The 18,579-nt window shown below is 55.7% G+C and carries 24 protein-coding genes and 1 tRNA gene; 17 read left to right on the top strand and 8 right to left on the bottom strand.

Annotated features, from left to right (window positions below; genetic code table 11):
* Nucleotides 1-110 (top strand): DUF1330 domain-containing protein (locus tag ABYT07_RS11145; RefSeq protein ID WP_372991700.1); only part of this gene is annotated, 110 nt, incomplete at its 5' end.
* A 336-nt stretch (nt 111-446) separates the two neighbouring features.
* Here the strand turns inward: ABYT07_RS11145 and typA are convergent.
* The 3 genes from typA to ABYT07_RS11130 form a co-directional block, all read right to left on the bottom strand.
* The gene (gene typA / locus ABYT07_RS11140; protein ID WP_372991698.1) at nt 447-2,267 is read right to left on the bottom strand and encodes a translational GTPase TypA; all 1,821 of its coding nucleotides are present in this window, start codon (nt 2,265-2,267) and stop codon (nt 447-449) included.
* Between the two features lie 128 nt (nt 2,268-2,395).
* On the bottom strand, nt 2,396-2,725 hold the full coding sequence (locus tag ABYT07_RS11135) for a multidrug efflux SMR transporter (protein ID WP_372991696.1): 330 nt from the start codon (nt 2,723-2,725) through the stop codon (nt 2,396-2,398).
* Nucleotides 2,726-2,740: 15 nt separating this feature from the next.
* Nucleotides 2,741-3,199, bottom strand: a complete 459-nt coding sequence (locus ABYT07_RS11130; protein ID WP_372991695.1) for an Lrp/AsnC family transcriptional regulator — start codon at nt 3,197-3,199, stop codon at nt 2,741-2,743.
* A gap of 120 nt (nt 3,200-3,319) precedes the next feature.
* On the opposite strand from ABYT07_RS11130, the gene ABYT07_RS11125 reads away from it, so the two are divergent.
* Nucleotides 3,320-3,526 carry a DUF6356 family protein gene (locus ABYT07_RS11125; protein ID WP_372991693.1) on the top strand — a complete coding sequence of 69 codons (207 nt, stop codon included), beginning with the start codon at nt 3,320-3,322 and terminating at the stop codon, nt 3,524-3,526.
* Nucleotides 3,527-3,536: 10 nt separating this feature from the next.
* On the opposite strand, the gene ABYT07_RS11120 is transcribed toward ABYT07_RS11125, so the two are convergent.
* The 5 genes from ABYT07_RS11120 to ABYT07_RS11100 form a co-directional block, all read right to left on the bottom strand.
* Nucleotides 3,537-4,145 (bottom strand): YitT family protein, encoded by a 609-nt coding sequence (locus tag ABYT07_RS11120; protein ID WP_372991691.1) that lies wholly within the window; start codon nt 4,143-4,145, stop codon nt 3,537-3,539.
* Nucleotides 4,146-4,282: 137 nt separating this feature from the next.
* Nucleotides 4,283-5,497, bottom strand: a complete 1,215-nt coding sequence (locus ABYT07_RS11115; protein ID WP_372991689.1) for an NADP-dependent isocitrate dehydrogenase — start codon at nt 5,495-5,497, stop codon at nt 4,283-4,285.
* Nucleotides 5,498-5,662: 165 nt separating this feature from the next.
* The gene (locus ABYT07_RS11110) at nt 5,663-6,244 is read right to left on the bottom strand and encodes an HD domain-containing protein (protein ID WP_372991687.1); all 582 of its coding nucleotides are present in this window, start codon (nt 6,242-6,244) and stop codon (nt 5,663-5,665) included.
* Nucleotides 6,241-6,480 (bottom strand): hypothetical protein, encoded by a 240-nt coding sequence (locus tag ABYT07_RS11105; RefSeq protein ID WP_372991685.1) that lies wholly within the window; start codon nt 6,478-6,480, stop codon nt 6,241-6,243. Before ABYT07_RS11105 ends, ABYT07_RS11110 begins: the two co-directional genes overlap by 4 nt.
* Nucleotides 6,480-7,133, bottom strand: a complete 654-nt coding sequence (locus tag ABYT07_RS11100; RefSeq protein ID WP_372991683.1) for an alpha/beta hydrolase — start codon at nt 7,131-7,133, stop codon at nt 6,480-6,482. The genes ABYT07_RS11105 and ABYT07_RS11100 overlap by 1 nt, the downstream gene beginning before the upstream one ends.
* Before the next feature lie 177 nt (nt 7,134-7,310).
* Here ABYT07_RS11100 and ABYT07_RS11095 point away from each other — a divergent pair, with 177 nt between their 5' ends.
* The 15 genes from ABYT07_RS11095 to ABYT07_RS11025 all read left to right on the top strand — a co-directional run.
* Nucleotides 7,311-7,772 carry an Rrf2 family transcriptional regulator gene (locus tag ABYT07_RS11095; RefSeq protein ID WP_372991681.1) on the top strand — a complete coding sequence of 154 codons (462 nt, stop codon included), beginning with the start codon at nt 7,311-7,313 and terminating at the stop codon, nt 7,770-7,772.
* 97 nt (nt 7,773-7,869) lie between these two features.
* On the top strand, nt 7,870-8,946 hold the full coding sequence (locus ABYT07_RS11090; protein WP_372991679.1) for a cysteine desulfurase family protein: 1,077 nt from the start codon (nt 7,870-7,872) through the stop codon (nt 8,944-8,946).
* 19 nt (nt 8,947-8,965) lie between these two features.
* Nucleotides 8,966-10,486, top strand: a complete 1,521-nt coding sequence (gene sufB, locus ABYT07_RS11085; protein ID WP_372991677.1) for a Fe-S cluster assembly protein SufB — start codon at nt 8,966-8,968, stop codon at nt 10,484-10,486.
* Nucleotides 10,486-11,373 carry an FkbM family methyltransferase gene (locus ABYT07_RS11080; protein WP_372991675.1) on the top strand — a complete coding sequence of 296 codons (888 nt, stop codon included), beginning with the start codon at nt 10,486-10,488 and terminating at the stop codon, nt 11,371-11,373. The genes sufB and ABYT07_RS11080 overlap by 1 nt, the downstream gene beginning before the upstream one ends.
* 1 nt (nt 11,374) lies before the next feature.
* Nucleotides 11,375-11,566: a hypothetical protein gene (locus ABYT07_RS11075; protein WP_372991673.1), complete on the top strand. Its 192-nt coding sequence runs from the start codon at nt 11,375-11,377 to the stop codon at nt 11,564-11,566.
* On the top strand, nt 11,563-11,877 hold the full coding sequence (locus ABYT07_RS11070) for a heavy metal-binding domain-containing protein (RefSeq protein WP_372991671.1): 315 nt from the start codon (nt 11,563-11,565) through the stop codon (nt 11,875-11,877). The genes ABYT07_RS11075 and ABYT07_RS11070 overlap by 4 nt, the downstream gene beginning before the upstream one ends.
* Nucleotides 11,877-12,683, top strand: coding sequence for a polysaccharide pyruvyl transferase family protein (locus ABYT07_RS11065; protein WP_372991669.1), 807 nt, complete (start codon nt 11,877-11,879; stop codon nt 12,681-12,683). Before ABYT07_RS11070 ends, ABYT07_RS11065 begins: the two co-directional genes overlap by 1 nt.
* A gap of 91 nt (nt 12,684-12,774) precedes the next feature.
* A complete protein-coding gene (gene sufC / locus ABYT07_RS11060; protein WP_372991667.1) occupies nt 12,775-13,530 on the top strand; it encodes a Fe-S cluster assembly ATPase SufC in 756 nt (251 codons plus the stop codon).
* Nucleotides 13,530-14,813, top strand: a complete 1,284-nt coding sequence (locus ABYT07_RS11055) for a SufD family Fe-S cluster assembly protein (protein ID WP_372991665.1) — start codon at nt 13,530-13,532, stop codon at nt 14,811-14,813. The genes sufC and ABYT07_RS11055 overlap by 1 nt, the downstream gene beginning before the upstream one ends.
* Nucleotides 14,813-15,298 (top strand): YIP1 family protein, encoded by a 486-nt coding sequence (locus tag ABYT07_RS11050; protein WP_372991663.1) that lies wholly within the window; start codon nt 14,813-14,815, stop codon nt 15,296-15,298. Before ABYT07_RS11055 ends, ABYT07_RS11050 begins: the two co-directional genes overlap by 1 nt.
* The gene (locus ABYT07_RS11045; RefSeq protein ID WP_372991661.1) at nt 15,295-15,885 is read left to right on the top strand and encodes a Yip1 family protein; all 591 of its coding nucleotides are present in this window, start codon (nt 15,295-15,297) and stop codon (nt 15,883-15,885) included. The genes ABYT07_RS11050 and ABYT07_RS11045 overlap by 4 nt, the downstream gene beginning before the upstream one ends.
* Nucleotide 15,886: 1 nt before the next feature.
* Nucleotides 15,887-17,107 (top strand): cysteine desulfurase, encoded by a 1,221-nt coding sequence (locus ABYT07_RS11040; protein ID WP_372991659.1) that lies wholly within the window; start codon nt 15,887-15,889, stop codon nt 17,105-17,107.
* A 73-nt stretch (nt 17,108-17,180) separates the two neighbouring features.
* Nucleotides 17,181-17,257: transfer RNA gene (locus tag ABYT07_RS11035), tRNA-Arg, on the top strand.
* Between the two features lie 288 nt (nt 17,258-17,545).
* Nucleotides 17,546-17,752, top strand: a complete 207-nt coding sequence (locus ABYT07_RS11030; RefSeq protein WP_372991657.1) for a hypothetical protein — start codon at nt 17,546-17,548, stop codon at nt 17,750-17,752.
* Between the two features lie 56 nt (nt 17,753-17,808).
* Nucleotides 17,809-18,579 (top strand): hypothetical protein (locus ABYT07_RS11025; protein ID WP_372991655.1); only part of this gene is annotated, 771 nt, incomplete at its 3' end.

The raw sequence follows: 18,579 nt of genomic DNA, 5'->3' as shown, positions 1-18,579 counted from the left end.
CGCTGGAAGAGGCCGTCGCTTGCTACAACTCTGACGCCTACCAAGAAGCCCTTTCCCATGCCAAAGGGGCATCCGAGCGGGAGTTAATGGTCATCGAGATCGACGATTAACCTCGGCTGATCATTCTGCACAACTCGATTTAATGCGCTTGTTCAGGCGCATGAAAATACTATCTTCAGATTGTTTAGTGTATTTCTGCCCTCCGGGGCCGGGGCTCTGGGTGTGCCAGCCCTAAGCCTTGTCTGATGCAACCTCATCGGTCACCGTGCCGAACGCACTCTACTCGCAGCCAGTAAATAGTGTCATGGCGCACTCAGTCCGCTGACAAGAGCCTGCTCCCCCAATCCAAAACTCCACTAGCAATAAAAAAAGGGAGCCTCGAAAGGCCCCCAATTCCAAATCGTCTAAAATCTTGTGGTCTGGGGCTAGCCCCAGACCACGCTAACTCAAGCGGACTTCGACATCCGCTTACGCTCATGCGGGTCCAGATAACGCTTGCGCAGACGCACGGCGTTTGGTGTCACTTCGACCAGCTCATCATCGTCGATATAGGCAATGGCCTGTTCCAGCGTCAGCGTAACAGGCGTGGTCAGACGGACGGCTTCATCCGTACCGGATGCACGTACGTTGGTCAGCTGCTTGCCCTTAAGCGGGTTCACTTCAAGATCATTTTCACGGCTATGTTCGCCAATGATCATGCCCTGATAGACGGCTTCTTGCGCGCCGATAAAGAACTTGCCGCGGTCTTCCAGTTTCCACAACGCATAGGAAACCGATGTTCCGTTTTCCATCGAGATCAGCACACCCGCACGACGTCCGGGAATTGCGCCCTTGTGGGGTGCCCAGCTGTTGAACACGCGGTTCAAAACGCCCGTACCGCGTGTATCGGTCAGGAATTCACCGTGATACCCGATCAGGCCGCGCGATGGGACCAGCGCGATGATGCGGGTCTTGCCAGCGCCAGCGGGCTTCATCTCGGCCAGTTCGCCTTTGCGCGGACCCGTGATTTTCTCGATCACAGCGCCGGAATATTCGTCATCCACGTCGATGGTGACTTCTTCGATGGGCTCAAGCCGCTCACCATTTTCGCCGGTGCGAAACAGAACCTGAGGGCGCGACACCGACAATTCAAAGCCTTCGCGGCGCATGTTTTCGATCAAAACACCCATTTGAAGTTCGCCACGGCCCGCGACTTCGAACGCTTCACCGCCGGGTGTGTCGGAAACCTTGATCGCCACGTTGGATTCGGCTTCTTTCATCAGGCGGTCACGGATCACGCGTGATTGTACTTTTTTGCCGTCACGGCCAGCAAGCGGGCTGTCGTTGATGCCGAATGTGATGGTGATTGTGGGCGGATCGATGGGCTGTGCGGGCAGGGCGGTATCAACCGATGTGGCCACAATGGAATCAGCAACAGTTGCCTTGGCCATCCCGGCGATCGACACGATATCGCCTGCTTCGGCAACGTCGATCGGTTGCTGCATCAACCCGCGGAATGCCATGATTTTGGTCACGCGAAAGTTTTCGATCAGCTTGCCGTCACGCGACAGGGCCTTGACCTGTTCGCCGGTTTTCAATGTGCCGGTTTCAACGCGGCCTGTCAGCATACGGCCAATAAACGCATCAGCGCCCAAAGTGGTGGCCAGCATGGTGAACGGCTTGTCGATGTCTTTCAGCTGCTTGGGTGCAGGGACATGCTTGACGATCAGGTCGAACAGCGCCGACAGATCCTTGCGCGGGCCGTCAAGCTCCATGTCGGCCCAGCCATTGCGGCCCGAGGCATACATGTGCGGGAAATCCAGCTGTTCGTCATTGGCACCAAGGCTGGCGAACAGGTCGAAACATTCGTCCAGCGCGCGATCAGGTTCCGCATCGCCTTTGTCGACCTTGTTCAGCACAACGATGGGGTTAAGTCCCAATGCCAGCGCTTTGGAGGTCACAAATTTAGTCTGTGGCATCGGGCCTTCGGCAGCGTCAACCAGCAGCACAACGCCGTCAACCATCGACAGGATACGTTCAACTTCGCCACCGAAGTCGGCGTGGCCGGGGGTATCAACGATGTTGATGCGCAGGCCTTTCCACTCAACCGATGTTGGCTTGGCGAAAATAGTGATGCCGCGTTCGCGTTCCAGATCGTTGCTGTCCATGGCGCGTTCTGTGGTCGCCTGGTTTTCGCGATAGGTGCCGGATTGTTTCAGAAGTTCGTCAACCAGCGTCGTTTTGCCGTGGTCAACGTGAGCGATGATTGCGATGTTGCGCATGTCCATGAGGAGATAGCCTTTGAATAGGAAACAGGGCCGCGCGCTTTTGCACCACAGCATTTGCGCCGCGCATACCGTGGCGCGCACCAGAAAGCCAGCCCTAAAGCCACGCAAGACGTCGTGTCACGCAGGTTTCAGTGGGTTGTGGTGTTCGAGAACAGGTGAATGACCAAAATACCCGCGATGATCATCGCCAATCCTGCGACTGCGGGCATATCCAGTCGTTGGCCAAAGACGACATAACCGATGGCTGCGATGCACACGATCCCGAGGCCGGACCAGATCGCATACACGATCCCCACGGGCATCACCTTGAGGGCCAGCGCCATGAAATAAAACGAGATCAGGTAGGAAACGACGGCCCCAACCGACGGCCATAGCCGTGTAAATTGTTGCGAGGCCTGCAAGGCAGTGGTGCCGATCGTTTCGGATATGATCGCAATAAAAAGCCATAGGTAATGCATTGATTTTAATCCTTTTCACAGCGGCAGCGCGGTGGTTTCCTTGATTTCTTCCATCACAAAGCTGGCCGAGACGTCCGAAAGGGTGACCCGGCGGATAAGCGATTGATACAAGCGGTCATATCCTGCCATATCCGCAACCCGCGCCCGGATCAAATAGTCCAGATCGCCGGTCATACGGTAGACGCCTTGGATTTCCGGCATTGATTTGGTGGCCTTTGAAAATGTCTCAAGCCAGCCGGGTTCATGGGCGTTGGTGCGGATTTGCATGAAAACGGTCAACCCCAGCCCCAGCTTGGCGGGGTCCAGCAGCGCAACACGAGCGGTGATAACGCCGTCTTCTTCAAGGGCACGAATGCGCCGCCAGCAGGCATTGCGCGAAAGATTGATCCGATCACTGATCTGGTCCATTGACTGGCTGACATCGCGTTGCAATTCACCCAGAATACGGCGGTCTGTGCTGTCATATTGTCTCATGATATGCAGCATGTTCAAAATTTTATCCCACAGCAATCCTAAATCGCAGGAAAGTCTGGGATATATCGCTCGCCGCCTTTTGCTAGAGTGTCTTTAAAGGCATTTCGAAGGAGCATACCAATGATTTCACGCGTTTTTCTGGACCACCCCGCCAAAGTGGATGAGAGTTTCCTCGAGCATATGGCGTTTGCTCTCAAGTTTTCGGGGCTGCTTTTTGCCGCCGCGGGTGCCGCGCTTGTCCATGCCCTGATCCCGTGCCTGTTTGAGAAAACCGCGAGCGGGATCATCGCCAAGCTTTACGCCAAGACACATAACCGCGGGCAATAGATACGCGAACTTAGATCGCGATATAGCGATCGCGGCGGTGGTTGAAGGTGATGATCAGGTTCAGAACGACGGCCCCCAGTAGTGAATAGACCACCACCGTCGCCGGAAACAGCAACAACGCGACGGCAAAGATGACGCCGTCGGTGATCAACTGCACCCATCCTGCTTTGAAACCGGTGGTATCCTGAATCAGCAACGCGATCACGCCAAGCCCGCCCAAAGACCCGTTGTGGCGGAACATGGCAAGCAGACCCAACCCAACGAGAGATCCGAACATAACGGCACCCAAGGCAGGGTTGAGCGCTTGAACCACAAAGCCAAACGGCAATAATTCTGTGACCACTGAAAGCAGCGACACCGAAATCAACGACTTGATCGTGAATTCGGCACCCAGCCGTTTGTAGGCAAGGAAGTAGAAGGGCAGGTTTATGGCAAAGAAAACAACGCCAAAGGAATATCCTGTCAGATAGGCGATGATCACGGCCAGCCCCGCGGTTTGCCCGGTGATCAATCCCACGGACGTCAGAAGGTGAATGCCAAGCCCACAGAGGAAAATGCCAAGGCTCAGGCCTTGGATGTCATCGGTTAGGCTATGGTCGGTTGTTTGATTGCGCTGCATGTCTGTCACTTAGGACAGCAAGGTTGACCTGTCTAGGGCGCATTCAGGATTTGACATTCTAACGCGGGGGCAACGTCAAATTAAAACAGCTGCTGCATAAAAAATGGGCCGCCCTAATAAGGACGGCCCTTTTGAATTTAGCCTTTCAGGGCCTTGTTCAGATTTTCGTCCACTTTTTCCAGAAAGCCCATCGTCGTTAGCCAGCCTTGGTCCGGCCCGACCAAAAGCGCCAGATCCTTTGTCATGTGGCCGGATTCCACCGTGTCGACTACGGTTTTCTCCAAGGTCTCGGCAAAACGGATCAGCGCCGCGTTGTCGTCAAGCTTGCCACGGTGCTTCAGGCCGCCCGTCCAAGCATAAATCGATGCGATGGAATTGGTCGATGTTTCCTCGCCTTTCTGGTGCTGGCGGTAATGGCGCGTGACAGTGCCGTGGGCTGCTTCGGCCTCGACCGTATTGCCATCCGGGGTCATCAGCACAGATGTCATCAGCCCAAGCGACCCAAAGCCCTGCGCAACCGTATCGGACTGGACATCGCCATCGTAGTTCTTGCAGGCCCAGACATAGCCGCCGTTCCACTTCATCGCACAGGCGACCATATCGTCGATCAGCCGGTGTTCGTATGTGATACCCTTGGCCTTGAATTTATCAGCAAATTCAGTCTCGTAAACCTGCTGGAACAGCTCAAGAAAACGCCCGTCATATTGTTTGAGGATCGTATTCTTGGTGCTTAGATACACGGGCCAGCCAAGGTTGAGGCCGTAGTTCATCGACGCGCGTGCGAAGTCGATGATGGATTTATCAAGGTTGTACATTGCCATCACGACGCCTGCATCGGGGGCGTCAAACACTTCGCGCTCAATCTCGGTACCATCTTCGCCGACGAATTTCAGGGTCAGCTTGCCCTTGCCGGGGAATTTGAAATCTGTCGCTTTGTACTGGTCGCCAAAGGCGTGACGGCCGACGACGATGGGCTTGGTCCAGCCAGGCACAAGGCGCGGCACGTTTTTGCAAATGATAGGCTGGCGGAAAATCACGCCGCCCAGGATGTTGCGGATCGTCCCGTTTGGTGAACGCCACATTTCTTTCAGACCGAATTCCTCGACCCGCGCTTCGTCTGGGGTGATCGTCGCGCATTTCACGCCGACGCCGAATTCCTTGATCGCGTGGGCCGCGTCGATGGTGATCTGGTCATTGGTTTCGTCGCGGACTTCCATCCCGAGATCGTAATATTTGAGGTCAACATCGAGATAGGGCAGGATCAGCTTTTCTTTGATGAAATGCCAGATGATCCGGGTCATCTCATCGCCGTCGAGTTCGACAATCGGGTTGTCTACCTTGATCTTGGTCATGGGCGCGGTTCCTTTGATGCGTTTCCGAGGGCGTCTTAGCCGATCTGCGCGTGTTTTGATAGTCGGTATACATAGGTATACCGAAATTTACCTCTGTTGAGGTAGTGGTTGCACAGATAGTGTGAAGACTGCGTGAAAATCACGCAAATTCGGACGCGAGCAGGCTTAGCGATGCTCCGCAAACCAGGCCGAAACTTTGGATTGGGCAAAGTGCCACAGGCCCGGCGCGCCAGTTGCGATTTTCGAGCCTACTTTTTCAACGAATGTTTCTTCGGTGACATTATATTCGACCCAACTGCCGCCACCAGCAGCAAGGTTTTGCATCGGCGGCTGGAACCGGTCCAGCGACTTGGCAAAGCGGGCGGTGGCTGTGGTGTTGGCCTCGAACTCTTCCCATGTAGCACGAAGATCGTCGCCCAAGTCATTGGGAAGTATTCCAAATATGCGATCGGCTGCAATTTGTTCCTGCGCTTCCATGGCGATTTGGTCAAAGTCGCCAAAGATAGGGTTGTCGCCTGCGTCGATCTCAACGAGATCATGCAGAATGAGCATTTTGATAACGCGCGTCAGGTCGACATCCGACCCTGCCTGATCTGCCAGAACCAAGGCATAAAGCGTCAGATGCCAGCTATGTTCTGCCGAATTTTCCGCCCGCGAAGCGTCGCATAACAAGGTACCCCGGTTGACCGACTTGAGCTTGTCCGCCTCGTTCAAAAAGGCGATCTGCTGCTCAAGTCGTTGTGTCATGCCTGTGGGTCTTTCGCTTTGTGCGCCTCAAGGGCTTTGTTCAGAAAGGCGCGCCCCTGAAACGTGGCCATGCGCGTACGGATGGCGGTTACAAAGGCTTCTTCCATGGTCTGAGAAGAGGCCCCCAGAACACCGGCGACCTCCATGAACAAGCGGTCATTGCCGGTTTCGCGCTGGACCGCCAGACATTCCTCGGCCAACTGGTTGGCCATGTCGATGACGTTCTGGTCAGCCATCAGCGCGAGGTTTCGGTCAGGCGGCGTTTCACATAGTCCGTGGTCGAATTGATCAGCGTATCCATGTGGGGTTCTTCAAAGAAGTGGCCCGCGCCTTCGATCTCTTGGTGGGTGATCGTGATGCCTTTTTGTTCATGCAGCTTGTTGACCAGATTAACTGTATCAGCCGGTGGTGCGACACGGTCGGCAGTGCCGTTGATCACCAGACCCGACGCCGGGCAGGGCGCAAGGAAGCTGAAGTCATACATATTCGCCGGCGGAGCGACCGAGATGAAGCCGGTGATTTCAGGGCGGCGCATCAAAAGTTGCATGCCGATCCAAGCCCCGAACGAGAAACCAGCAACCCAGCAATGCTTGGAGTTGTTGTTCATCGATTGCAGGTAATCAAGCGCGGACGCGGCATCGGACAATTCGCCAATGCCTTGATCATATTCACCTTGGCTGCGCCCAACGCCACGGAAATTGAACCGCAGCACGGTAAATCCCATCCGGTAGAATGCGTAGTGCATGTTATAAACCACCTTGTGGTTCATTGTGCCGCCAAATTGGGGGTGTGGGTGCAAAAGAATGGCGATTGGCGCGTCGCGTTCTTTTTGTGGATGGTAGCGGCCTTCGAGGCGGCCTTCGGGTCCGGGAAAAATAACCTCGGGCATGGGCGTCCCTGCTTTGGGCTCTGAAGATGTCGCGGAATAGTTGACGAATTCCCTAAGACACCTTAGAACGGTTCTAACTTGCATGACCCCAGCGTTTCTGTGGATCAGGCACTGCACTTAGGCATTAACACCGCTGACGTCAATCTAGCTGGCGATTTTGGCAAGGAAACAAACGATATGAAACTGTCAACCAAGGGCCGATATGCGATGGTGGCGCTGACGGATATCGCGTTGCAGCCGCCGGGCGGGCTGGTGAGCCTTGGAGATATTGCGGAACGGCAGTCAATATCTTTGCCCTATCTTGAGCAGCTTTTCGTCAAGTTGCGCCGCGCTGAACTGGTGGCGTCGGTGCGTGGACCGGGGGGCGGATACCGGTTGGGGCGGCCTGCATCGGATATACGCGTCGTCGATATCCTGAGTGCGGTGGATGAAAAGGTTGATGCGATGCATGTGGGTGCCGGGGCCTCTGGCGGATCGTCGGGCAGTCGCGCACAGTCTTTGACGAACCGTTTGTGGGAGGGGTTGAGCGCGCAGGTTTATGTGTATCTGCATCAGACGCGATTGTCCGATGTTGTGGCCAATGAACTTGCACCTTGTCCGGCTGTGCCAAACCTATTCGCTTTGGTGGATGAGGAATGATCAGGCCTGTAGACGCGCAAGCGCGGTTTCTTTTGTTGAAGAATGAGGGACGCTGTCCCTCAAACTCCCTGGGATATTTGGCCATTTGGAAGGTGTTGTGAGGGTTTATCTGGATCATAATGCAACGACGCCGGTCAGGGCGGTGGCGCGCGCGGCAATGATTGCGGCGGTGGATGTGGTGGGTAATCCGTCTAGCGTGCATTCAGAGGGGCGCGCAGCCAAGTTATTGGTTGAGCGGGCGCGGGCGCAGGTTGCGGCGCTGGTCGGGTGCAAGACCACGCAGGTGATTTTTACCAGCAGCGCCACCGAGGCGGCGGCATTGGCGGTCGCACAAAAGGCGCAGCACGGGGGTGTGTTTGCGGCTTTGCCGACGGAGCACGACTGTTTGGGAGACTGGAGCGAGGTTGCGGTTGACCCCGCGCAGGGTGCGACCGGTGCTGTCGAGGCACATCATTTGCTGGCCATATCGGCCGCCAATAGCGAGACAGGGGTTCTGGGAGCGGCGGGTTTGGTGGTTGGCAGCACCCAGCACTATTCGACTGTCTGCGATATCACCCAATTGGCGGGCAAGATGGCAGTGGCTTACGGCGATGTGACGCCTTCCTATGCAATCTTGTCGGCCCACAAGATGGGCGGGCCCAAGGGGGTCGGTGCACTGATCAACTTTACTGCCCATGATCCCGTTGCGATGCTGCGTGGGGGCGGGCAAGAGATGAACCGGCGGTCGGGCACTGAAAATATCGTTGGAATCGCTGGCTTCGGTGCTGCAGCGGAGGCGGCGGGCCAAGATGTGGTCGCGGGTCGGTGGGACGAAGTGGCCCACCTTAGAGATATTCTAGAAAAGACTATTGCGGCTGCGACTGATCAGACTATTTTTGTCGGGAAAGACATGCCGCGCTTGCCGAATACCTCGTGCATCCTTACCTCGGGCTGGAAGGGCGAGACTCAGGTGATGCAAATGGATTTGTCGGGTTTCGCGATCTCTGCTGGGTCTGCCTGTTCCAGTGGCAAGGTCAAGGCAAGCAAGGTCTTGAGGGCGATGGGATATTCCGAGGCCGAAGCGTCAAGCGCGATCCGCGTATCGCTTGGTCTTGAGACGAGAAAAGACGATGTATTGCGCTTTGCCGATGCATGGATCGAAAAATGGACGAAACACCAGATGCGGGCGGCGTGAAGCCCGAAGCGAGAGGAATATGAGCGTGGACACTACGATAGTAAAAGACGGCGTCGATCAAGAGACAGTAGATGCGGTGCGCGAAGTCGGCGGTGCCTACAAGCATGGCTGGTCCACTGATATCGAGATGGATTACGCCCCGCTGGGTCTGAACGAAGATATCGTCAAGCTGATCTCGGGTAAGAACGAAGAGCCTGAATGGATGCTGGAATGGCGTCTTGCGGCCTATCAGCGCTGGCTGACCAAGAAGGAACCTGACTGGGCGATGGTCGACTATCCAAAGATCGACTTTCAGAGCCAGTATTATTATGCACGCCCAAAATCGATGGCGGTCAAGCCCAAGTCGCTGGACGACGTCGACCCAAAGCTATTGGCCACCTATAAAAAGCTGGGCATCCCGCTGAAAGAGCAGGCATTGCTGGCCGGTGTCGAGGGTGCCGAGGAATTGACCGATGCGCCGCGCAAGGTTGCTGTGGATGCGGTATTCGATTCGGTATCCGTCGGCACAACCTTTCAGAAAGAACTGAAAGCTGCGGGGGTGATCTTTTGTTCCATCTCGGAGGCGATCCGCGACCATCCTGAATTGGTGAAAAAGTACCTTGGTTCGGTTGTGCCAGTGAATGACAATTTCTATGCGACGCTGAATTCGGCCGTGTTTTCCGACGGGTCGTTCGTTTACGTGCCGCCGGGTGTGCGCTGTCCGATGGAACTGTCCACTTATTTCCGCATCAACGCTGAAAACACCGGTCAGTTTGAACGCACGCTGATCATCGCCGATAAAGGGTCCTATGTGTCTTACCTTGAGGGCTGTACCGCGCCGCAGCGCGACGAATCGCAACTGCATGCCGCGGTGGTCGAGATCATCATCGAAGAAGACGCCGAGGTGAAGTATTCAACCGTTCAGAACTGGTATCCCGGTGATGAAAACGGCAAGGGCGGGATCTATAACTTTGTGACCAAGCGCGCCGATTGTCGTGGTGACCGGGCCAAGGTAATGTGGACGCAGGTTGAAACTGGGTCTGCTGTGACGTGGAAATACCCCAGCTGCATCCTGCGCGGTGATGATAGCCAAGGCGAATTCTATTCCATCGCCATCGCCAACAACATGCAGCAGGCCGACACGGGCACCAAAATGATCCATCTGGGCAAGCGCACCAAGTCGCGGATTGTGTCCAAAGGGATCAGTGCCGGCAAGGCGCAAAACACCTATCGGGGTCTTGTGTCGATGCACCCCAAGGCCAAGGAATCGCGCAACTATACCCAATGCGACAGTTTGCTGATCGGATCCGAATGTGGCGCGCATACCGTGCCCTATATCGAGGTCAAGAATAACAGCAGCCGTGTCGAACACGAGGCGACAACATCCAAGGTGGATGACGATCAGCTGTTCTATTGCCGTTCGCGCGGCATGGACGAGGAAGAGGCCGTGGCCTTAGTCGTTAACGGCTTTTGCAAGGACGTGCTGCAAGCATTGCCAATGGAGTTTGCCATGGAAGCGCAGGCGCTTGTGGCGATCTCGCTTGAAGGATCCGTAGGGTAATGGCCGCACCTTTTGACCAAAAGCGTGCTGCCCATTTGCAAGAAGTGCTCAAGCCAAAGCGGCTGACGCGCATTTGCGACGTGGGGGCCAACCCGATTGGCCCCACGCCATATGCGGACCTTCTGGAAGCCGGTTTTTGTGAGGTCTGGGGCTTTGAACCTCAGGAAGAAGCCTTTGCAAAGCTTGTGGAAGCGCAAACGCCAAACACGCATTTCCTGCCCTATGCGATTGGTCCTGCTGGCAAAGCGACGCTGCGCGTGTGCCATAACGACGGCTTTACGTCGTTGCTGGAACCAAATGATGATACCCGCAACGCGTTTGGCAGGCTGCACCGCGGCACACGGGTTATCGAGCGAGTTGAAATGACGCTGCATCCGCTTGATGGCATGAAAGAATTGCCGCAGTTTGATTTGCTCAAGATTGATATCCAGGGTGGCGAAGTCGATGTCTATACCAGCGGTAAAAAGCGGGTTGGCAAGGCATTGGCAGTGATAAGCGAAGTGGCTGCGATCCCGATTTACCATGATCAACCTTTGATGCATGTTCAGATGTCCGAGCTGGAAAAGCTTGGCTTTCAGTTCCACAAGTTTTTGTTCTTCAAGCCGATCCATAGGCTGAACAAGTTTTCTGTGCGTCTACCTAGGCGAGCGTATCATGTTCAGGCTTTGGACGGTGACGCGGTGTTTATCCGCAGTTTGCTCAACCTTCAGGCCCTGACTGTTGAGGAGTTGAAGCATCTGGTTATTCTGACCGACGCGGTCATTCTTAGCCAGGATTTGGGCGTCGCAGCGATGGCTGAATTGGTCAACCGAGACATGCTGACCGAAGACGAGGTCCACAGTTATATCGATATGCTGCCCAATGTGACAGCGCGCGAGGTTTCTTAAGATGATGCGCAAACTGACATGGGATGTGGCCATCGCGGCACTGGTTTTCTGGGTGTTGATGACTTTTTTCAGGGCAGGTGGTCTGTCGCTGGAAGCGTTTAAATCAACGCTGCCGTCGATGCTGATCTTTGCGATGATCTATGCCGCGATCCGTGTGGCGCTGGTGGTGTTGCGCAAGGGGAAAGACGAATGATCCTGACCACAACGCAATCCATCGAAGGCCGTACCATCGCTGCCTATCAGGGCATCGTGGTGGGCGAGACGATTATGGGGGCCAATATCGTGCGCGACATGTTTGCACGGGTCACCGATATCGTCGGCGGGCGCTCGGGGCAGTACGAGAACAAGCTGCGCCATGCCCGCGAAGCCGCAATGGCAGAGCTTGAAGCCGAAGCGCGCGCCAAAGGGGCCCATGCGGTTGTCGGCATCGACATCGATTACGAGATCATTGGCGACAGCATGATGATGGTATCGGTGTCCGGCACGGCGGTCCGGCTGGCCTGATGGCGGATGCGGCCAACACCACGCCTTTGCGATTGCATTGGTGGAAGGCGGTCCCGAATTTCGGGGACGCGATAAGCCCCGTGGTGTTGGCACATGTGTCAGGCCGCGAGGTGGTGCATGCGGGTGTGAACAAGGCTGACATCTGGGCCATAGGGTCTCTTTTGCAGGTGGTCAAACGAACATATGCGGAAGAAAAGGATTTGGTACCAACGGTTTGGGGGACGGGGTTATTGCATCCGGTGCATGGGGTGACGTTCACCGATCATGTCAAGATCGCATTGGTCCGTGGACCGGTCACTGCCGCGTTGCTGGGGTTGGAAATGGATCGCTTCGGGGATCCGGGGCTGCTGATCAGTGATGCCTGGCCGATGGACCGCGTGCCTAATGGCAAGATCGGCATCGTGCCGCATCATTCGCTGATGGATGACGTGATGCTGACCGCGCTGTTGGACAGCGACCCGAAATACCAGCTGATTGATCCGCGTGATCCTGCCCGCGATGTCTGTGCGGCGATTGCCATGTGTGACCATGTTTTTGCCTCGTCCCTGCACGGATTGATCGTCGCGGATGCTTACGGTGTGCCCAACACATGGGTCGCCCCTGTGGGCCAGTCGCGGCTGAAATATCTTGACTACGCGGCCTCGGTCGGGCGTTTCATGCCAGCCCCCGTGATGATCGAGGATATCCCCGAACTGCACCTGCCCGATCCGGGTGCGCCATTGTCTTATCAGGCAGGAATAAACGCCTGCCGAAACGCTCTTTATGCCAGCTTTCCCAATGCCTTACGGGCCGAGATTGCAGCATGAAATCTTTCACTGAAAACAGCCCAACCTTGGGCTTTTCATTCACTCAATTCGCTGCCATTGCAGCATAGACGCACAAGAAAAGGACCATCCCATGCTGAGCATCAAAGGCCTGAAGGTCAAACTCGAAGACGAAGACAAGCAGATCCTGAAAGGTGTAGATCTTGAGATCGAAGCCGGCAAGGTTCACGCGATCATGGGGCCTAACGGCTCTGGTAAATCGACGCTGTCCTATGTGCTGTCCGGCAAAGACGGCTACGAAGTGACGGGGGGGGCCGCCACCCTTGAAGGGGTTGATCTGCTGGACATGGAACCCGAAGAACGCGCTGCTGCCGGTCTGTTTCTGGCGTTCCAGTATCCCGTTGAAATCCCCGGTGTCGGCAATATGACGTTCCTGCGCACGGCCGTAAACGCACAGCGCAAGGCCCGTGGCGAAGAAGAAATGTCTGCAGCAGAGTTCCTCAAGGTTGTGCGTGCCCGCGCGAAAGAGCTGAAGATCGACGCCGACATGCTGAAGCGTCCGGTCAATGTCGGCTTTTCGGGCGGCGAGAAGAAGCGCAACGAAATCCTGCAGATGGCGATGCTTGAGCCAAAGATGTGCATCTTGGATGAGACCGATTCCGGGCTGGACGTTGATGCGATGAAACTGGTTGCCGAAGGCGTGAATGCGCTGCGCAGCGAAGGGCGTGGTTTTCTGGTCATCACCCACTATCAGCGCCTGCTGGACCACATCAAACCGGACGTTGTGCACATCATGGCAGACGGCCGCATCATCAAGACCGGCGGGCCCGAACTGGCGCTTGAAGTCGAAAACAACGGATATGCGGATATCCTTGCCGAGGTGGCGTAATGGCTGAAGCAGCTGTAAAACAAACCCCGACCGACGCGATGATTGCGACGCTCGACATGCCTCTGGCTGGGTGGTCGGGCAGCGCGCGCCGTGACGCATTGGCGCGGGTCCAATCTATGGGCCTGCCGCAGCGCCGTGATGAGTACTGGAAATACACGCGTCCCGATACGCTTGTTCAGGCAGAAGCCGCGCCCGCGGCGTTGCGCGCATCCGACGAAGTACCGCTGTTTGACCAGATCGACCGCCTGAAGGTCGTCTTTGTTGACGGTGTGTTTGATGCGGATGCTTCGGATGATCTGACCCTCGAAGGGATCAAGATCGAGCGGCTGGCGGATGCCACTGCCGACATCCATTGGGCACGCGACATCTATGGTGCGTTGGAAACCCGTGGTCAGTCGCCGGTGGCGCGCCCCTTGGCGGCGCTGAACACTGCGTTCGCGCCGGACGGTATTTTGATCCATGTGACAGGTAAAGTGACCAAGCCGGTCAACTTTATCTATCGTCGGACATCGACCACAGCCGATGCGATGCTGCATCACTGCATCAAGCTGGACGCCGGTGCCGAGATGACGTTGCTGGAAAACGGGCCCATCGCGGCACGCTTTAACGGGGTGCTTGAGGTTGAAGTCGCTGACAAAGCTGCATTCCACCACGTGCGCGCCCAAGGGCGCGATCACGAACAGCGTGCTGCCACGCATATCTTTACACGGCTTGGCGCGGAATCCACGTTCAAATCGTTCACCCTGACCGCCAATGGCGTGATGACGCGCAATGATTGCGTGATCGAACTGACCGGTGACGATGCGAATGCGACTGTTGCGGGGGCCTGCGTCGGCGATGGGGGGGATTTTCACCATGATGATACGGTCTTCATCACCCATGACGCGGTGAATTGCGAAAGCCGTCAGGTGTTCAAAAAGGTGCTGCGCAACGGGGCAACTGGCGTTTTCCAAGGCAAGATTTTGGTCAAGGCCGGTGCCCAAAAGACCGACGGCTACCAGATCAGCCAGTCCTTGCTGCTGGACGAAGACAGCCAGTTCCTTGCCAAGCCCGAGCTTGAGATTTACGCCGATGATGTGGCCTGTTCGCATGGCTCGACCTCGGGGGCGATCGACGAAGACGCGCTGTTCTATCTGCGCTCGCGCGGTGTGCCGCACGGTGCGGCGACCGATCTGCTGACGCTGGCATTCTTGGCCGAAGCGGTGACCGAAGTCGAAGACGAAGCCCTGCGTGAAGAAATCACCGGACGGCTTGCCGCCTGGCTTGAGCGGCACGCAAGCTGATGGCTGCCACGCGCGACATCATTGCAAGCTATCGCAACCCCGCAGCCGTCGTACGGCGGCTGTTGGGGCAGGGCACCCGTGAGGATCGCAATCTGATTTACCTCATGGTGGCCTGTTTGATCTTTTTTGTCGCGCAAACGCCGCGCCTCGCCCGCGAAGCATTTCTAAGCGGGACCGAGCTGAACATGTTGCTGGGCGGCACCTTGTTGGCCTGGCTTTTCATCGCGCCGTTGATTTTCTATATCCTCGCGGCGGGCACACAGATCATTCTGCGGGTGCTGCGCGGCAATGTCACCGGCTTTAACACCCGTCTGGCGCTGTTCTGGGCCTTGCTGGCGTCCAGCCCGCTGGTGTTGTTGCACGGGCTGACCGCCGGGTTTGTCGGGCCGGGCATCGAATTGCAGATCGTCGGGCTGATTTGGCTTTGTGTGTTTTTATGGTTCTGGGTCAGCGGTCTGCTGGTCGCATATGGGCGAAAATCATGACAGGTACCGATCTGCGGATTATGCTGACCGAACTGGTTATCCTTAGCCTGCGCAACCCGCGCCAAGCGGCGGAACAAATCATCGGCTGGCGGCTGGACCGCGAGACTTTGTGGACGGCGCTGGCGCTTGCCGCTGCCGTGAACACGATGATTTTTTCGTTCAGCATTATGTTGCAGCCGACCCCCGGCATGCCTGCGTTCTTTACCAGCCCGCTGGCGATGTTCGTGCTGCTGGCAGGGGTGTTGGTGATCACGACGCACGGATTGTACTGGACAGGCCGCGCAATCGGGGGGCAGGGCGATCTGGGCGATATGCTGGCCTTGGTCGTGTTCCTTCAGGTGTTGCGGATCCTGGCGCAGCTGGTGATCTTTGTCCTGATGTTCGTGGCTCCTGGGATTTCGGTGATCTTCTCGCTTGCGACGGGGATCGTCGGGCTTTGGATTTTGGTTAATTTTATTGCAGCAGCATTTCGGTTTCCGACCCTCGGGCGTGCCTTCGGGACGCTGCTGATTGCCATGCTGATGATCGTTCTCGGTCTTAGCTTCCTGTTGTCGATCGTTGGTATCGCAGCACAAGGAGTAGTTTGAAATGTATGACGTTACTGCAATCCGCAGCGACTTTCCGATCCTGTCGCGACAGGTGAACGGCAAGCCGCTGGTCTACCTTGATAATGGGGCCTCGGCGCAGAAACCCCAAGCAGTGATCGACGCGATCAGCCATGCCTATTCCCATGAATATTCCAATGTTCACCGTGGCTTGCACTATCTTTCTAATCTTGCGACGGACCGCTATGAATCGGTACGCGGCACCATCGCCAAGTTTCTGAACGCAGCCGACGAAGACGAAATTGTGTTCACATCGGGCACCACCGAAGGGATCAATCTGGTCGCGTATGGGTGGGCGATGCCCAACCTTCAGGCGGGTGATGAAATCATCCTCAGCGTGATGGAGCATCATGCCAATATCGTCCCATGGCATTTCCTGCGCGAGCGTCAGGGTGTGGTGATCAAATGGGTTGATGTGGATGCCACCGGCGCGTTGGACCCGCAGGCCGTGATTGACGCCATCACCCCCAAGACCAAGCTAATTGCGATCACCCAGGTGTCGAATGTGTTGGGCACTGTGGTTGACGTAAAAACGATCACAGCGGGGGCCCATGCCAAGGGGGTGCCGGTGTTGGTGGACGGTTCCCAAGCCGCCGTGCACATGCCCGTCGATGTGCAGGACATCGGCTGTGATTTCTACGCTATTACCGGTCACAAGCTGTATGGTCCGTCCGGGTCCGGTGCGATCTATATCAAACCCGAACGCATGGCTGAAATGCGCCCCTTCATGGGTGGAGGCGATATGATCCGCGAAGTGACCAAAGAAAATGTGACCTACAACGACGCCCCGATGAAGTTCGAGGCGGGCACCCCCGGCATCGTGCAGACCATCGGCCTTGGTGTTGCGCTGGATTATATGATGGGCGTGGGGATGGCGAACATCGCTGCCCACGAAACCGCCTTGCGCGATTATACGGTCGAGCGGCTTGCGGGCCTGAACTGGTTGCAGGTGCAGGGGACAACCCCTGACAAAGCCGCGATTTTCAGCTTTACGTTGGACGGGGCAGCACATGCGCATGATATTTCTACGATCCTTGATAAAAAGGGCGTTGCTGTGCGGGCGGGGCAACATTGCTGTGGCCCGTTGATGGCGCATATTGGCGAAACCGCCACCTGCCGCGCGTCCTTTGGCATGTACAACACCACCGGCGAGGTCGACACACTGATCGAGGCGTTGGAATTGGCGCATGACATTTTTGGATAAAACGACACTGATTTTACGCAGGTCGATTTTGTAATTGCAGGTGACGGCGTGGCTGGCTATACCGCCCTCAGATGGACCCATAGCTCAGCTGGATAGAGCGCTGCCCTCCGAAGGCAGAGGTCGCTGGTTCGAATCCAGCTGGGTTCACCATCACAATCCTACCAAATTGATTTAATTGAATTATATTGGCGATTTTGGAAACTGTTGAACACGGTTTACCGTTTTCGTTCTTTGTTCTCCCCCAGACAGGATGCCGATTTGGTCGGCTGCGCGCGTGTAGTTCGTGTTTTTGGACAGGCTTGTGCTGCCAGTCCAAGCGCCGATCTTTTGGGTTCTGGCAACTTTTTCTGCCAAGGCGCTTGGCTCAAATTGAGTGTAGGCCATGGGCGGTGCAGACTGGCTTCGCTGGCAATGCATCTAATCCAAAAGGAAAGGCCTGTGGGCCGCTTCTACCAAAAATTGTGGGAAATTTGGGGGGTAGGTCACTCTGCTTGGACAATGCTCAACTGCACATATCCTTTGGAAACCAAGCTTCTTGACGCCTCTTCGAACTCCAGAGCTGCCGTTTTGGGCCACGATGCGAAGTCCACGGTTGAAATCAAGGCGAAGATCAAAGAACATCGTCTCAAACCGAATTTAATTTGAAAATGTCGGTTTATTTTTGATTATTTTAAACTAAATTTTATATTAGGGGATCCACGATGCCTAAAAAGAATTACAGTTTTGAGGTCGATTGGACTGAATCAGTCTCCAAAAGCTTTAAGAAACATGACCCCAAGAAATCAATTCTCGACTATGGCAACCTGAAGAATTTGACCTACACGTTGCCAATCAACATCGCGAGTGAGAAGACCAATGACTGGACCGATGGGGATGAAAGGTCTTTCAAGAAACTGGTAGAGTCCCGATTCAAACTCTCGTCTGACAAGGTAGACTCCAAAATATCTCCAATGATTACCGATTTTTGGAAGGCGCATATCGTGACCGTCGGCGGTGTGACTGGCTTCAAGACACCGAAAACGCGGGAAAAGGACGTGAATACGCTGCTCTTCCAGATCGACCAGTTGCTGACCAAAGAATTCAACAAGCTCGTCGATTACACGGAAAAGACGATGCACCAGTATTTCAAGGGCAAAGCACGAAAGGGGCGGTTGGCAGTTCAAAGCGTGAAGCACGCAGTCAAGCCGATTGCCGCCCCTGCGCTGTTTGTTGTTGGTGCTACTTTGTCTACCAATCCTTTCACCTTTCCCGCCGGTGCTTTGGCGCTGAAGGCGGCTGCGCAGTCACTCAAGGACTCTTGGGATTTCTTTAGCAAGAAATACCAGAGCACACGAGAGCTTGAAGCAAGCATGAAAAAGAACCTCGAATATCTTCTCGACAAGGCAGGTGCCATGGAGAAGATCCAGAATGAGATGGAAGATCTGGTCAAAAAAGGCGAACAGGACTCGCCACGTCATAAATGGCTCTACCTT

The sequence above is a fragment of the Sulfitobacter sp. genome, assembly GCF_041552635.1.
Taxonomy (GTDB): Bacteria; Pseudomonadota; Alphaproteobacteria; order Rhodobacterales; family Rhodobacteraceae; genus Sulfitobacter.
The sequence above is the reverse complement of the archived record's forward strand: the minus strand, read 5'-3'. Positions and strand labels throughout refer to the sequence as shown.

Coding starts and splice junctions, on each gene's coding strand:
- ABYT07_RS11100 (WP_372991683.1), bottom strand. CDS start 7,133: ATGCCCGAGGTTATTTTTCCCGGACCCGAAGGCCGCCTCGAAGGCCGC.
- ABYT07_RS11125 (WP_372991693.1), top strand. CDS start 3,320: ATGATTTCACGCGTTTTTCTGGACCACCCCGCCAAAGTGGATGAGAGT.
- ABYT07_RS11080 (WP_372991675.1), top strand. CDS start 10,486: ATGGCCGCACCTTTTGACCAAAAGCGTGCTGCCCATTTGCAAGAAGTG.
- sufB (WP_372991677.1), top strand. CDS start 8,966: ATGAGCGTGGACACTACGATAGTAAAAGACGGCGTCGATCAAGAGACA.
- ABYT07_RS11070 (WP_372991671.1), top strand. CDS start 11,563: ATGATCCTGACCACAACGCAATCCATCGAAGGCCGTACCATCGCTGCC.
- ABYT07_RS11130 (WP_372991695.1), bottom strand. CDS start 3,199: ATGAGACAATATGACAGCACAGACCGCCGTATTCTGGGTGAATTGCAA.
- ABYT07_RS11115 (WP_372991689.1), bottom strand. CDS start 5,497: ATGACCAAGATCAAGGTAGACAACCCGATTGTCGAACTCGACGGCGAT.
- ABYT07_RS11120 (WP_372991691.1), bottom strand. CDS start 4,145: ATGCAGCGCAATCAAACAACCGACCATAGCCTAACCGATGACATCCAA.
- ABYT07_RS11105 (WP_372991685.1), bottom strand. CDS start 6,480: ATGGCTGACCAGAACGTCATCGACATGGCCAACCAGTTGGCCGAGGAA.
- ABYT07_RS11065 (WP_372991669.1), top strand. CDS start 11,877: ATGGCGGATGCGGCCAACACCACGCCTTTGCGATTGCATTGGTGGAAG.
- typA (WP_372991698.1), bottom strand. CDS start 2,267: ATGGACATGCGCAACATCGCAATCATCGCTCACGTTGACCACGGCAAA.
- ABYT07_RS11040 (WP_372991659.1), top strand. CDS start 15,887: ATGTATGACGTTACTGCAATCCGCAGCGACTTTCCGATCCTGTCGCGA.
- ABYT07_RS11075 (WP_372991673.1), top strand. CDS start 11,375: ATGATGCGCAAACTGACATGGGATGTGGCCATCGCGGCACTGGTTTTC.
- ABYT07_RS11095 (WP_372991681.1), top strand. CDS start 7,311: ATGAAACTGTCAACCAAGGGCCGATATGCGATGGTGGCGCTGACGGAT.
- ABYT07_RS11050 (WP_372991663.1), top strand. CDS start 14,813: ATGGCTGCCACGCGCGACATCATTGCAAGCTATCGCAACCCCGCAGCC.
- ABYT07_RS11055 (WP_372991665.1), top strand. CDS start 13,530: ATGGCTGAAGCAGCTGTAAAACAAACCCCGACCGACGCGATGATTGCG.
- ABYT07_RS11045 (WP_372991661.1), top strand. CDS start 15,295: ATGACAGGTACCGATCTGCGGATTATGCTGACCGAACTGGTTATCCTT.
- ABYT07_RS11135 (WP_372991696.1), bottom strand. CDS start 2,725: ATGCATTACCTATGGCTTTTTATTGCGATCATATCCGAAACGATCGGC.
- ABYT07_RS11110 (WP_372991687.1), bottom strand. CDS start 6,244: ATGACACAACGACTTGAGCAGCAGATCGCCTTTTTGAACGAGGCGGAC.
- sufC (WP_372991667.1), top strand. CDS start 12,775: ATGCTGAGCATCAAAGGCCTGAAGGTCAAACTCGAAGACGAAGACAAG.